We start from the raw sequence: 14017 nt of genomic DNA on the forward strand, positions 1-14017 counted from the left end.
CCGATTCCCGGCTTCTCGATTCCCCATTCCCCATTCCCGATTCTCGCCCCTATGTCCCTCGCCCCCAGCTACGACCCCAAACAGTTCGAAACCCGCCTGTACGAACAGTGGGAAAGCAGCGGCGTATTCAAGCCGCGCGGCGAGGGCGAGCCCTATTCCATCCTGCTGCCGCCGCCGAACGTCACCGGCACCCTGCACATGGGTCATGCGTTTCAGCACACCCTGCAGGACGCGCTGATCCGCTACTACCGCATGCGCGGCTACGACACGCTGTGGCAGATGGGCACCGACCACGCCGGCATCGCCACCGAGATGGTGGTGGCGCGCAATCTCGGCGCCGACGGCCTGACCCGCGATGGCCTGGGCCGCGACGGTTTCATCGAGAAAGTGTGGGAATGGAAGGGCCAGTCCGGCGACACCATCGAACGGCAGATGCGCCGACTGGGCACCTCCGGCGACTGGTCGCGCTCGATGTTCACCATGGACCCGATCGCGTCGAACGCGGTGATCGAAGCGTTCGTGCGCATGCACGAGCAAGGCCTGATCTACCGCGGCCAGCGCCTGGTCAACTGGGACCCGGTGCTGAAGACCGCGATCTCCGACCTGGAAGTGATCAACGAAGAAGAAGACGGCTTCCTGTGGTCGATCGCCTACCCGCTCAGCGACGGCAGCGCCACGCTGGTGGTCGCGACCACGCGCCCGGAAACCATGCTCGGCGACACCGCGGTCATGGTCCATCCGGACGATGAGCGCTATCAGCACCTGATCGGCAAGACCGTCACGCTGCCGCTGAGCGCGCGCGAGATTCCGATCATCGCCGACAGCTACGTCGACCGCGAATTCGGCACCGGCGTGGTCAAGGTCACGCCCGCGCACGACTTCAACGACTACGCGGTCGGCCAGCGCCACGGCCTGCCGATGATCAACATCTTCACCCCCGACGCGGCGGTCAACGACAACGCGCCGGCGAAGTACGTCGGCCTGGATCGTTACGAAGCGCGCAAGGTCGTGCTCGCCGATCTGGAAGCCGAAGGCATCCTCGTCGAAACCAAGCCGCACAAGCTGCAGGTGCCGCGCGGCGACCGCACCAACCAGGTGATCGAACCGTATCTGACCGACCAGTGGTTCGTGCAGATGGACGGCCTGGCCAAGCGCGGCCTGGAACTGGTCGAGAAGGGCGACATCCGTTTCGTCCCGCCGAACTGGATCAACACCTATCGCCACTGGATGGAGAACATCCAGGATTGGTGCATCAGCCGCCAGCTGTGGTGGGGCCATCGCATTCCGGCGTGGTACGACGCCGACGGCAAGATCTATGTCGGCCGCGACGAGGCCGATGCGCGCGCGCGCGGCGGCATCGGCGCCGACGTCGCCCTGCATCAGGACAACGATGTGCTGGAGACCTGGTTCTCCTCGGGCCTGTGGCCGTTCAGCACGATGGGCTGGCCGGATGAGGCGACGATGGGCGCGCGCGGGTTCGAGCGCTTCGTGCCGTCGTCGGTGCTGGTCACCGGTTTCGACATCATCTTCTTCTGGGTCGCCCGCATGATCATGCTGACCGACCACTTCACCGGGCAGATCCCGTTCAAGGACGTGTACATCACCGGCCTGGTGCGCGATCAGTTCGGCCAGAAGATGGCGAAATCGAAGGGCAATGTGCTCGACCCGATCGACCTGATCGACGGTATTTCGCTTGAAAACCTGGTCGCCAAGCGCACCACCGGCCTGATGAATCCCAAGCACGCCGAGAAGATCGAGAAAGCCACGCGCAAGGAATTCCCCGAAGGCATTCCCGCGTTCGGCACCGACGCGCTGCGCTTCACCATCGCCGCGCTGGCGACGCATGGCCGCGACATCAAGTTCGATCTGAGCCGCGCCGAAGGCTACAAGAATTTCTGCAACAAGCTGTGGAACGCCACGCGCTTCGTGCTGATGAACACCGAAGGCGCGAGCTTCAGCGGCGCGCCGCAGCCGAAGACGGACGCCGAGCGCTGGATCCTGGCGCAACTGGCCAAGGCTTCGGCCGAAGCGGAAACGCATTTCGCCGCGTACCGCTTCGACCTGCTCTCGCAGTCGCTGTACGAATTCGCCTGGAACGCGTTCTGCGACTGGTTCGTCGAACTGTCTAAGCCGGCGCTGCAGGGCGAAGACGCCGCGGCCGCCGACAGCACCCGCCACACCCTGCTGTACGTGCTCGAGCGCCTGCTATCGCTGCTGCACCCGCTGATCCCGTTCGTGACCGAGGAACTGTGGCAGCAGGTCGCGCCGAAGCTCGGCATCGCCGAAACCACGGTGATGCTGCGCCCGTATCCGCAGGCGTCGCAGTTCGACGGCGATTACGCCCAGGCCGAAAGCGACATCGAATGGCTCAAGGCGATGGTGTCGGCGCTGCGCAAGGTGCGCAGCGAGCTGAACGTCAAGCCGTCGGATCTGGTGACGCTGCTGCTGACCAAGGGCGACGCCCGCGATCGCGCGCGCGGCGAGCGGTTCGCTTCGCAGCTCAAGTTCCTCAACAAGCTCGACCGGATCGAATTCGTCGACGACGCCGCATCGGCGCCGCCGGCCGCGCCCGCGGTGGTCGGCGAACTGACCTTGCTGGTGCCGCTGCCGGCCGACAAGCTCGATGCCGAGCGCGTGCGCCTGGACAAGGAAATCAAGCGCGTCGACGGCGAGATCGGCAAGAGCCGGGGCAAGCTGTCCAGCGAGACCTTCGTGCAGAACGCGCCGGCGGCGGTGGTCGAACAGGAGCGCAAGCGTCTGGTCGACTGGAACGTACAGCTCGAGGGGCTGACCGCGCAGCGCGCGAAGCTGGACTGAGCCACGCGTGCCGCGACGTCTGCTGGCTCGGTTCAAGGGTCCTGGCGGTAACGGGCGCGGCGACGGCCCGCTGCCGCCGCTCGCGCTGACCCCCGAACTCGTCGCGGCGGCCATCGAGGTGTTCGGCCAGGGCGAACGCCCGGACAACGCGATCGAAGCCGACATGCTCGCGCTGGCTGGGCATCCGCTGACCGCGCGCCGGTTGGTCGACGTGATCCCCGAGGCCTTCGGCCTAGTGCTGGTCGCGCATATACCAAGCTGCGCCGGCATGGAGATGGCGCAGACGTTTTCGGCGCGAAGCGCCGACGGCGAATGGCGCTCGATTCCAAGCGAACGCGAACCGTTGTTCGCTTTGGCCGCGACCACGGCGATGCGCATGTACCACGACGGCCCGCGCGATCGTTTTCGCGCCATCGCCACCCGCGCGTCGACCGTCAATGCGGTCAGCCAGGCGCTCGATCAGGTCGACTCGCTCGAAGGCGCGTCGATGGCCGGACCGGCGTTCAATGGCATTCCGGCCGAACTCTATTCGGCGTGACGGGCACGGAGGCATCCAACGCGACGGATACCGATTCCCGATTCCCGGACTTTCAGCCGCCCCGCCCGCGACTCAACACCGCCAATCGATCCGCCAGCGCCGCATTGCGCTGCGCGCGCGCCAGCGTTTCGGCGGTGGCGCCGCTGGCATCGGTGAGGGCGAAGTCGGCCTGACGCGCGGCCAAGGCTTCGACCAGATCGGCGCGGCCGAACAAGGCCGCGAACATCGCCGCGGTCTGGCCGGCGGCGTTGCGCGCGTTCACGTCGGTGCGCGGATCGGCGAGCAAGCGCCGCGCGCTTTCGATCTCGCCCTTGAACAACGCGCCCATCAGCGCGGTATTGCCGCGCGCACTGTCGCCCAGGTTCGGCGAGGCGCCGGCTTCCAGCAACGCCCGCACCGCATCGGTCTTGCCGTAGTACGCGGCGAGGATCAACGCGGTCGAACCACGTTCGTCGCGCGCATCGACCCGCACCCCGCGCGCCAGCAGCGACTTGAGCACGTCGACATCGCCGGCGCGGGCGGCGTCGAACAGGTAACGACTCAGGTCCTGGCTCGCGAGCGTGGACGAATCAATCGCTGTCGCGTTATGCGCCGTGGGCGCGGCGTGGCCGTGATCGGGCTGCGACGCGGCATGCGGGTTCGCTTGCGCGTGTGCGCCAGGAGCCGCGGCTTGAGTCGGCCCCGTTGGATCGTGCGCGAATGCGGGTGCCGCGACGATCGCAAACACAAACAGCCCGCTAACCGAAAATTTCAACAGCGTGGAATTCATAGAAAGTCTCCAGGCGCTCGGCCATCGCGGCCGCGCCGGTACGATGCGCCGCATCCCGAAGGATGCGGCGCCGGGGAAGTGACGTAAGCGCGTAAGCAACGCGCGCAACCTGAAGCGATGAATCGATACGCGCGCTGCGACCGATCCTCGCGCCGGATGCCGCCAACGATCATTCGCTCAACGCATCCGACAAGCTCTTCACCTTCGCCACATCGCGCTTGAGCGCCTGCGCCAGGCGCGTGCCGTAATCGGCGTCGGCCTTATGGAAGTACGAGAGCATCGTGTACATCGTGGTCTCGTCGCGCACCTGACCCAGGTCGCCGGCCAGATTCGCGATCAGACTCTTGCGTTCGTCGGCCGACAACGAGCGATAGAACTCGCCGGCCTGACGGAAGTTCAGGGTCTTGGCGATGCGCGCCTGCTGGGTCGCGCCGCTCAGCGGCAACGCGCTGTAGCGCGCGGCGTCGGACTGCGGCTTGGGCTGGATGCGCGAGGGTTCGTAGTTGACCTTGCCGGTGCGCACGCCGCTGTTGTGTTCGCCGTCCTGGTTGTTGCTGTTGACCGCGACCTTCGGCGCGTTGATCGGCAACTGATTGACGTTGGTGCCGACGCGATACAGCTGGGTATCGGCGTAGGAGAACATGCGCCCCTGCAGCAGCCGATCCTCCGACGGCTCGATGCCCGGCACCAGATTGGCCGGCGCGAACGCGGCCTGTTCGGTTTCCTGGAAGATGTTGGCCGGGTTGCGGTCCAGGGTCATGGTGCCGACCTTGACCTCGGGCACGCCGGTCCAGACCTTGGTCGCGTCGAGCGGGTTGAACGCGAACTGGTCGAGCTGATCGGGCTTGAGGATCTGCACGTACAGGTCCCACTTGGGGTAGTCGCCGCGCTCGATCGCTTTCATCAAGTCGTTGGACAGATGATTGAAATCGCGCCCCTGCACCGAGGCGATCTGCGCGCCGGACAGGTTGTGCTCGCCCTGGCGGCTGTCCCAGTGGAATTTGACGTAGACATAGCCGCCCTGGTCGTCGACCAGCTTGTAGGCGTGCACGCCGTTGCCGTCCATTTCGCGATAGCTGCGCGGAGTGCCGTAGTCGGAATACACCCGGGTGAGCATCTGCGTGGCTTCGGGCACGTGCGAGAAGAAATCGAACACCCGCGCCGGATCCTGCACATTGGTGTCGGGGCTGGGCTTGAGCGAATGCACCATGTCCGGAAACTTGATCGCGTCGCGGATGAAGAACACCGGCAGGTTGTTGCCGACCAGGTCCCAGTTGCCTTCGCTGGTGTAGAACTTGGTGGCGAAACCGCGCGGATCGCGCAGGGTTTCCGGCGAGTGGTTGCCGTGGATCACGGTGGAGAAGCGCACGAACACCGGCGTGGTGGTGCCGGGCTGGAACACTTTCGCGCGGGTGTATCGCGAGATGTCGCCGGTGACCACGAAGCTGCCGTGCGCGCCGGTGCCGCGCGCATGCACCACGCGCTCGGGGATGCGTTCGCGGTCGAAGCGCTGCAGCTTCTGGATCAGATGCACGTCCTGCAGCAGGACCGGGCCGTCGGCGCCGGCGGTCTGCGAGTTCTGGTTATCGCCGACCGCCGCGCCGTTGTCGCGCGTCAGGGGCGGCGCGGCCTGGGCGAAGGCGACGCCGGACAGAAGCAACTGCGCGGAAACGAAGGCCGCGATCAAACTGCGATGGGGCATGGGCATGGCTCTGTGGGGACTGCGCGGCAGCGTCCTACAGGCATGCGATCGGGGAAAATCGTTTGTTTGGATGGCAGCGATAGCCGTCGGCTATTCACTATGCGTCATTGCGCGAACCCGATCACCGTTCGCATGCCATCGGCATTCACCGCGCGGATCGAAGCATGACCGCGCGCACGTTCGAGCGCGGATCGAACCGGCTCACTCGCTGGGCAATAGTTCGATCGCCATCACCAAAGCGTCTTCGCGTCCGCCGCGCGCCGGGTAGTAGCGCGGACGCCGCCCGATCTCGTTGAAGCCTTCGCTGTGGTACAGCGCGATCGCGCCGGGATTGGACGGCCGCACTTCCAGGAACACGCGCTCGGCGCCGCGGCCGCGCGCGACGTGCAGCAACGCGCGCAGCAGTTTGCGGCCGAAGCCGTGGCCGTGCGCTTCGGGCGCGACGCAGACGTTGAGCACGTGCGCTTCGCCGGCGGCCAGGCTCATCAGGAAGTAGCCGACGATGCGCTCGTTTTCGGTCAACACCCAGGCCGGGTAATCGGCGCGCAGGCAGTCGCGGAAGATGCCCGGGGTCCAGGGGAATTCGTAGGCGCGAATCTCGATGGCGTGGACGAGTTCGAGATCGTCCTCGCGCATTGGCCGCAACGCGCGGGGCGCGGCGGCGGGATCGAACTGCGACGCCTGCGCGCTCATCCGCGCTGACCCGTGCGCCGCAGCGTGCGCAGTTGCGGCCACAGCGCGCGCTTGGCCGCGGGATTGCCGCGCAAGGCGGCGGCATCGAACAGCGCCAGCACCTGCGCGTCGCCGGCGGCGCGGCGCGCGGCGCGCAGCAGGTTGCGCAGCAAAGGCGGCGTGTCGTCGCCACGGGCGGCGGCGCGCGACGCGGTTTGCGCGGGTTCGGGCGCGGCACGTTCGAGCGCGGCGGATTCAGACGCAGTGCGCTCGCGCATCGGCTGCGGCGCTCGCGCGGGCGGCTCGGCGTTGCGGGCCGCATCGATAGGCGCGGCATTCGCCATCGGCGCCTCGGCCGGCGGCTCGCTGCCGGCCAGGCTCATCACCGTATGCCCCATCGCCTGCAGCCATTCGCGCTGCTGCGCGCTCCACAGCCCGCTCATGGCGCACCGGTCTGGCTGGGCGGCGGCGGCTCCTGCGGCGTGCGACGCATGCGGCGCCACAGCGCCTGGACCGGGCCGGACAAGGCGTACGGCGCGAAGATCGCCAGCAACACGCGCGGCGGATCGATCGCGATCGCGACCACCACCACCACCACGATCAGCACCGCCAGGAACGGCACCCGGTCGTTGCGCGGGCCGCTGCCCTTGAAGCTGACATAGCGCAGCCGGCTCACCATCAGCAGCCCGGCGATCACGGTCAGGGCCAGCGCGGCGTAGCGCAATCGCTCGCCGTCCAGGTCAAAGCTGTGGCAGGTCCACACGAAACTGGCGACCAGTCCGGCCGCGGCCGGGCTGGCCAGGCCGATGAACCAGCGTTTGTCGACCTGGCCGACCTGGGAATTGAAGCGCGCCAGCCGCAGCGCGGCGCAGGCGGCGTACACGAACGCGCCGACCCAGCCGATCTTGCCGGGGATCACCCCGTCGAGCTTGGTCGAGATCAGCGCCCAGTGGTACATGACCATGGCCGGCGCCAGGCCGAAGCTGATCAGGTCGGCCAGCGAGTCGTACTGGACCCCGAATTCGCTCTGGGTGTTGGTCAGCCGGGCGACCCGGCCGTCGACGCCGTCCAGGATCGCGGCGATGAAGATCGCCATGCAGGCCTCGTCGAAACGGCCCTGGGTGGCGGCGATGATCGCGTAGAAACCGGCGAACAGGCCGCCGGTGGTGAACAAATTAGGCAGCAAATAGATGCCGCGTCCGCGCGGGCGGGGCGTGGGTTGAGGTTCCATAACTGGGAAGTGTAGCGCTTGCCTGCGCCCGAGCAGGATGCTGCAATCTCGCATCCCCCGCTGTAACGTAGTTTCCGCTCGTTCCGCCTGCCCCGTTCCGGAGCCTCGTCATGTCCTGCACCTCCCGTTATTCCGCCCGCCGCGCCTTGTCGGCGCTGGGCTTGCGCGCCGTCCCGACCGCTTTGCTGGTCCTGCTGGCCGCCGCGCCGGCCGCCGCCACCGAGCTGTACCAATGGAAGGACGCCAAGGGCGTCACCCATTACTCCGACTCGCCGCCGCCCGAACAGGGCCAGGCCGGGGTCAAGAACCGGGTGATCCAGAACCGCACCGGCACCCCGGCCCAGACCGCCACGGCCGCCGCGCCGAGCGAGAACGCGCAATGCACCGGCGCGCGCGCCAACCTCAAGCAACTCGAGAGCGCGGCCGCGGTCGGCATGGACAGCAACGGCGACGGCAAGGCCGACGGCGTGCTCGACGCGCAGCAGCGCGCCGCCCAGGTCGAACTCGCCAAGGCCCAGATCCGGGTCAATTGCACCGCCGCGGCTCCGGCCACGCCCGGCGCCGCCCCCGCGGCCAGTTCCTCGCCGCCGCGGCCGGCCACCACGCCGCAGAAGCAGGCGGAGAGCTGAAGCGCCGGGAATTGGGATTGGGGATTCGGGATTGGTCGCGGCGGGTTTCGCTGGCGACCGGTCCGGATCGATGATCTTGCAGGTTCGATGATTACGCGCCGGGCCGCTCGAAAGGGCGGTCCGGCGTTTTCGTCTGGGTCAAAAGCCTAAAGAGCGAAAGCGAATCCCCCCTGCCCCCCCCCTTTTCCAAAGGGGGGAAAAGCGATAGCTGCGTGGCGTGTGGCCCAGTCGCGGATCGCCAATCCCGAATCCCAAATCCCGAATCCCGGCCCCAACTGGCAAACTGTTCGCTTTCCCCATCCGCGAACCCCTGCCGATGCGCCTGTCGCACTTCCATCTCCACACCAGCAAGGAAACCCCCGCCGAAGCCGAAATCATCAGCCACAAGCTGATGCTCAAGGCCGGCATGATCCGCAAGCTCGCCGCCGGCCTGTACACCTGGTCGCCGCTGGGCCTGCGCGTGCTGCGCAAGGTCGAGCGCGCGGTGCGCGAGGAGATGAATGCCGCGGGCGCGATCGAGGTGCTGATGCCGGCGGTGCAGCCCAAGGAGCTGTGGGAGGAAACCGGGCGCTGGGAGAAATTCGGTGGCCAGTTGCTCAAGATCAAGGACCGCAAGGAAGCGTGGTACTGCTTCGGCCCGACCCACGAGGAGGTCATCACCGACTTCGCCCGCAACGAACTGGCCAGCTACAAGCAGCTGCCGGTCAATTTCTATCAGATCCAGACCAAGTTCCGCGACGAGATCCGCCCGCGCTTCGGGGTGATGCGCGCGCGCGAGTTCCTGATGAAGGACGCCTACTCGTTCCACGTCACCGACGCGGACCTGGGCCGCGAATACCAGAACATGTACGACACCTACGGCCGCATCTTCACCCGCCTGGGTCTGAAGTTCCGCGCCGTGTTCGCCGACACCGGCGCGATCGGCGGCAGCGCCTCGCACGAATTCCACGTGCTCGCCGATTCGGGCGAGGACGCGATCGCGTTCTCCGACGGTTCCGATTACGCCGCCAACGTCGAGCTGGCCGAAGCGGTGTCGCCGGGCCCGCGCGCGGCCGCGGCCGAGGAACTGCGCAAGGTCGACACGCCCACCCAGAAAACCTGCGAGGACGTCGCCGCGCTGCTGGGCATCGCCCTGACCCGCACGGTCAAGTCGATCGCGATCGTCGGCAATGACGCCGACGGCAAGCCGCAGTTCGCGCTGGCCCTGATCCGCGGCGACCATGCGGTCAACGAGATCAAGCTGTCCAAGCTCGCCGGCCTGGCCGAGTATCGCCTCGCCACCGAGGCCGAGATCGTCGAACACCTCGGCGCGCAGCCGGGCTTCCTGGGTCCGGTCAAGCCGGTGAAGAACGTCCGCGTGATCGCCGACCGCAGCGTCGCGGCGATGGCCGACTTCGTGGTCGGCGCCAACGAAAACGGCTATCACCTCGCCGGCGTCAACTGGGGCCGCGATCTGGCCGAACCGGCCGAGGTCGCCGACATCCGCAACGCGGTCGCCGGCGATCCCTCGCCCGACGGCCAGGGCCGTCTGGGCATCGCGCGCGGGATCGAGGTCGGCCACGTGTTCCAGCTCGGCCGCAAGTACGCCGAGGCGATGAAGCTGACCGTGCTCGACGACACCGGCAAGGCCACCACCCCGGCGATGGGCTGCTACGGCATCGGCGTGTCGCGCATCGTCGCCGCGGCGATCGAGCAGAACCACGACGACGCCGGCATCGCCTGGCCCGAGGCGATGGCGCCGTGGCAGGCGGTGGTGTGCGTGATCAATCCCAAGAACGACCCGGCCGTGGCCGAGGCCGCGCTGGCGCTGTACCAGGACCTGGTCAAGGCCGGCGTCGACGCCGCGCTCGACGACCGCGGCCTGCGTCCGGGCGCGATGTTCGCCGACATCGAGCTGATCGGCGTGCCGCACCGCGTGGTGGTGTCCGAACGCGGCCTGGCCGCGGGCAGTTTCGAATACCGCCACCGCCGCGCCAGCGAAGCGGAGAATCTCGACCGCGGCGCGGTCCTGGCCCGGATCGGCGGCCTGTCCCAGTAAACCCGGCGGCGGTTTCGATACCGCCGGCGAACGCGGCGACGACAGGTCCGATTACCCCGCCCGCGGCGGCGGGGTAATCGCGACGGCCCCGGATTCGCGCCGCCCCAAGCAGGTTTCGTGCCTGGTTCGAAAAACCTCGGTATATCGGCTCGATATCTCCGTCTCGCCGCTCGATAACGCGGCCTTCGATAACCCTTTTCGACAGGCCGTTTCAAACAGCGCCGGTAATCCGGCGCGCCCGATCGGCGAGTCCAAAGCGCGCCCGCCGGCCTCGCGCAATCCACTCAAACCCGCGCCGTGCAAGCCCCGGCGGCGGGTCGCGACGCCCCGACCGCGCCTGTTTGTTTAAACCGTTTGCGCGGCCACAAATTCCCACGCGCGCGCCACTGGCTAGGGCGGTCGATATTCGTGTATATCTTCCGGCGCATTTACGGCAGACTTCACTGCCTTTACTATGCTGCCGCGCGCCAGGGACTGGCCGTCATTCCCGACCATACTCCCCGGAGGCTACATGTCGATCGATCTCTCCACGTTGTCCGCGAAAGAACTCGAATCCCTGATCAGCCAGGCCAAGAAGCGCAAGACCACCTTGAACAAGCGCAAGCCGCTGGCGGCCGTGCGCAAGAAAATCAGCACCCTGCTCAAGACCGAGGGTTACACCCTGGAAGAGCTGTTCGGCAACGCCGCTCCGGCGACCCGCGGACCGAAAGCCAGCAAGGCCGCCAAGGCCGCTCCGGCCGCGCGCAAGGCGCGCAAGCCGCTGGGCAAGGTCGCGCCGAAATACCAGAACCCGGCCAACACCGGCGAAACCTGGACCGGCCGCGGCAAGCAGCCGCGCTGGCTGGCCGCGTACACCGCGCAGGGCAAGAAGCTGGAAGATTTCCTGATCAAGTAACGGGACTAAAAAGTAAAATCCCCCGAAACCGCCGGCCTTAAGCCGGCGTTTTCATTAGGGCCGGGATTGGGGATTAGGGATTAGGGATTCGCAAAAACCAAGTCAAACGCAAAAGCCCAAAAAGCCGCGATCGCTTTTACCAATCCGCGCCCCTCACAAATTCCGCCGAGCCGGCAACAGCAAATTCCCGAATATCAGCCCCGCGATCAGCGCCAGCAGGATATTGAGCACCGCCAGCACCGCGTCCTGGCCGACGTTGACGTCCTGCTGCTGGATCATCGTCAACAGCCCGCGCAGGCTGACGCTGCCGGGCACCAGCAGAATGATCCCGGGCACGCGGATGATCGCGCCGGGCCGGTTGCCCCAGCGCGCGTAGGCATTGCCGATCGCGGTCATGACCAGGGCGGCGAGGAATATCCCCGCCGGACTGCCCCAGGCCAGGCCGACGAAACGCGAAATCAGATAACCGCTCGCGGCCGCGGCCATGACCTTGAGGTAATCGCCGCGGTGGGCGCGGAACAGCACCGCGAAGGCGTACGACGCCACCGCCAGCCCGCCCCATTCGACCCACGGCGCCTGCGGACGCGACGCGCGCACCACCGGCTCCAGCCCGACCAGATCGGCCAGATACAGCCCGATCACCGTGCCGACCGCCAGTTTCACCACCGTGGTCACCGCGCCGGCGAAGCGCGCCGTGCCCGAGACCAGATGCTGGCTGGTCAGCTCGTTGACCGCATTGGTCAGCGCCAGACCGGGCAGCAGCACGATCAGCGAGGCGATGATCACCGTGTTCTGGTTCAGCGGGGCGATGAAATTGGCGACCAGCAACACGGTCAGCGCGGCGAACATGCCGGCGATCGCTTCCAGCGCCTCGCGCAGCCGCGGCCGGCGGCCGGAGATGTCGACCAGCAGGCCGATCATCAGGCCGTTGATCGCGGCCACGCCGATGTCCAGCCACGGCAGCCGCAGCAGGCTGGCGACCGCGCCCGCGGCCAGGCCGTAGGCGATCACCTGCATCGAGCGCCAGCGCAGGCTGCGTGGGCGGTCGAGGGTCTCCAGCGCGGCGTGACCGGCGGCCAAGTCGAGCCGCCCGGCCATCACCTCCTCGGCGATGCGATCGGTTTCGCTGAGCCGGTACAGGTCGTTTTCGCCGGGCGGCAGCCGGATCACCCGGGTGGTGTCGCTGTCGCCGAGCGGCCGGTTGGGATCGCTGAAGGTGAGGATCAGGCCGGTCGGGTTCGACCACGGCTCGCACTCCAGGCGCAATTTCTGCGCCACCGAACTCACCGCGCCCTCCAGCCGCTGCGCGGTGGTGCCGTAGCTGTGCAGACGCTCGGCCAACTCGACCACGAACGCGATGCGGGCGGCGTAACTGGCGGCGCTGAGCGGATGCGGGGTCGACATAGTCGGAAAGCATGGCACGCGTTTGAGTTGCCGGGAATCGGGAATCGGGAATGGGGAATCGGAAGTGCCGAGAAACCGACACGGTGAGGGCCTTGCCGATTCCCGATTCCCCATTCCCGATTCCCGCTCCTAAGTGACACAGCCCTCACCTCGTCATCCCTAGCCTGTATCCTCCCGCCGAGGCTCTATGACCCTATCGACCACGCACGCACCGGAACTCACCGCCGATGGCTCCACGCCTTCGCGGCTACGCCTTTCCGGATGCTGGACCCTCGAACATGCGGTCGCCATCGGCGAGGCGCTCAAGCAGGCGCCCGAGGGCACCACGGAAATCGACGCGAGCGGGGTCGAACGGCTCGATTCGGTCGGCGTGCTGCAGTTGATGCGCTATGCGCGCCGCCACGATCTCGATTTCGACGCCGCGTTCAATTTCCACGAAAGCCATCGCGCGCTGGTCAGCGCGATCGAGGACGTGGCCGACGAGCGGCCGAAGAAGAAACGCGAATACGGTTTCGAAGCCGCGCTCGCGCGACTGGGCTACGCGGTCACCGACAACTGGAAGGAAGTGCTGGCCCTGGTCGCCTTCTTCGGCGAAACCCTGGTCAAGATGCTGCGGCTGTTCAAGAACCCGGGCCGCTTCCGCCCGACCGCGACCGTGCACCACATGGAACAGGTCGGCCTCGACGCGGTGCCGCTGATCGCGCTGCTGTGCTATCTGGTCGGCGCGGTGGTGGCGTTCCTGGGCTCGACCATCCTCAAGGATTTCGGCGCGACCATCTTCGTGGTCGAACTGGTCAGCATCGCGTTCCTGCGCGAATTCGGCGTGCTGCTGACCGCGATCGTGCTCGCCGGCCGCACCGCCAGCGCGTTCACCGCGCAGATCGGCGCGATGGTCAGCCGCGAGGAGGTCGATGCGATCCGCACCCTGGGCATGGACCCGATCGACCTGCTGGTGATCCCACGCGTGCTGGCGCTGCTGGTGATGCTGCCGCTGCTGACTTTCGTGGCGATGATCGCCGGCCTGCTCGGCGGCTTGACCGTCGGCGCCTACGGCCTGGACATCCCGCCGCAGCAATACCTCGCGCGCATGCACGAGACCATGCAGTTGCGTCACTTCCTGGTCGGCATGTCCAAGGCGCCGATCTTCGCCCTGCTGATCAGCCTGATCGGCTGCCTGGAAGGGCTGCAGGTCAAGGGCACCGCGCAGTCGGTCGGCGAGCGCACCACCTCCAGCGTGGTCCAGTCGATCTCGCTGGTGATCGTGCTCGATGCGTTCTTCGCCATCTGGTTCATGGAGATGGGCTGGTGATCGCTACGGGAAT

The 14017-nt window shown here is 67.2% G+C and carries 12 protein-coding genes; 6 read left to right on the top strand and 6 right to left on the bottom strand.

Annotated features, from left to right (window positions below):
* The first annotated feature begins 51 nt into the window (after positions 1 to 51).
* Together IEQ11_RS19960 and IEQ11_RS19965 are read left to right on the top strand one after the other, a co-directional pair.
* On the top strand, positions 52 to 2817 hold the full coding sequence (locus IEQ11_RS19960) for a valine--tRNA ligase (protein WP_191823427.1): 2766 nt from the start codon (positions 52 to 54) through the stop codon (positions 2815 to 2817).
* Between the two features lie 7 nt (positions 2818 to 2824).
* Entirely contained in the window at positions 2825 to 3355 is a 531-nt protein-coding gene (locus IEQ11_RS19965) for a hypothetical protein (RefSeq protein ID WP_191823428.1), read from the top strand.
* Between the two features lie 52 nt (positions 3356 to 3407).
* On the opposite strand, the gene IEQ11_RS19970 is transcribed toward IEQ11_RS19965, so the two are convergent.
* The 5 genes from IEQ11_RS19970 to pssA all read right to left on the bottom strand — a co-directional run bounded on the left by IEQ11_RS19970 (position 3408) and on the right by pssA (position 7729).
* Positions 3408 to 4124: an ankyrin repeat domain-containing protein gene (locus tag IEQ11_RS19970; protein ID WP_191823429.1), complete on the bottom strand. Its 717-nt coding sequence runs from the start codon at positions 4122 to 4124 to the stop codon at positions 3408 to 3410.
* Positions 4125 to 4293: 169 nt separating this feature from the next.
* Entirely contained in the window at positions 4294 to 5808 is a 1515-nt protein-coding gene (locus IEQ11_RS19975) for a catalase (RefSeq protein WP_425494692.1), read from the bottom strand.
* 219 nt (positions 5809 to 6027) lie between these two features.
* A complete protein-coding gene (gene rimI / locus IEQ11_RS19980; RefSeq protein WP_046657839.1) occupies positions 6028 to 6519 on the bottom strand; it encodes a ribosomal protein S18-alanine N-acetyltransferase in 492 nt (163 codons plus the stop codon).
* The gene (locus IEQ11_RS19985) at positions 6516 to 6941 is read right to left on the bottom strand and encodes an alanine acetyltransferase (RefSeq protein ID WP_191823431.1); all 426 of its coding nucleotides are present in this window, start codon (positions 6939 to 6941) and stop codon (positions 6516 to 6518) included. The genes rimI and IEQ11_RS19985 overlap by 4 nt, the downstream gene beginning before the upstream one ends.
* The gene (gene pssA, locus IEQ11_RS19990; RefSeq protein ID WP_036104761.1) at positions 6938 to 7729 is read right to left on the bottom strand and encodes a CDP-diacylglycerol--serine O-phosphatidyltransferase; all 792 of its coding nucleotides are present in this window, start codon (positions 7727 to 7729) and stop codon (positions 6938 to 6940) included. Before pssA ends, IEQ11_RS19985 begins: the two co-directional genes overlap by 4 nt.
* A 110-nt stretch (positions 7730 to 7839) precedes the next feature.
* Between pssA and IEQ11_RS19995 the strand changes: the two genes are divergently transcribed.
* The 3 genes from IEQ11_RS19995 to IEQ11_RS20005 all read left to right on the top strand — a co-directional run bounded on the left by IEQ11_RS19995 (position 7840) and on the right by IEQ11_RS20005 (position 11291).
* The gene (locus IEQ11_RS19995) at positions 7840 to 8358 is read left to right on the top strand and encodes a DUF4124 domain-containing protein (protein WP_082124477.1); all 519 of its coding nucleotides are present in this window, start codon (positions 7840 to 7842) and stop codon (positions 8356 to 8358) included.
* Positions 8359 to 8674: 316 nt separating this feature from the next.
* Positions 8675 to 10396, top strand: coding sequence for a proline--tRNA ligase (locus tag IEQ11_RS20000; RefSeq protein WP_191823432.1), 1722 nt, complete (start codon positions 8675 to 8677; stop codon positions 10394 to 10396).
* Positions 10397 to 10907: 511 nt separating this feature from the next.
* Positions 10908 to 11291, top strand: coding sequence for an H-NS histone family protein (locus IEQ11_RS20005; protein WP_036104764.1), 384 nt, complete (start codon positions 10908 to 10910; stop codon positions 11289 to 11291).
* Between the two features lie 153 nt (positions 11292 to 11444).
* Here the strand turns inward: IEQ11_RS20005 and IEQ11_RS20010 are convergent, their stop codons facing one another.
* On the bottom strand, positions 11445 to 12695 hold the full coding sequence (locus tag IEQ11_RS20010; protein ID WP_036104766.1) for a threonine/serine exporter family protein: 1251 nt from the start codon (positions 12693 to 12695) through the stop codon (positions 11445 to 11447).
* A gap of 187 nt (positions 12696 to 12882) precedes the next feature.
* On the opposite strand from IEQ11_RS20010, the gene IEQ11_RS20015 reads away from it, so the two are divergent.
* Positions 12883 to 14004 (top strand): ABC transporter permease, encoded by a 1122-nt coding sequence (locus IEQ11_RS20015; protein ID WP_036104769.1) that lies wholly within the window; start codon positions 12883 to 12885, stop codon positions 14002 to 14004.
* The last annotated feature ends 13 nt before the right edge of the window (positions 14005 to 14017 follow it).

Origin of the sequence: Lysobacter capsici (assembly GCF_014779555.2) — a bacterium.
Lineage (GTDB): Bacteria > Pseudomonadota > Gammaproteobacteria > Xanthomonadales > Xanthomonadaceae > Lysobacter > Lysobacter capsici.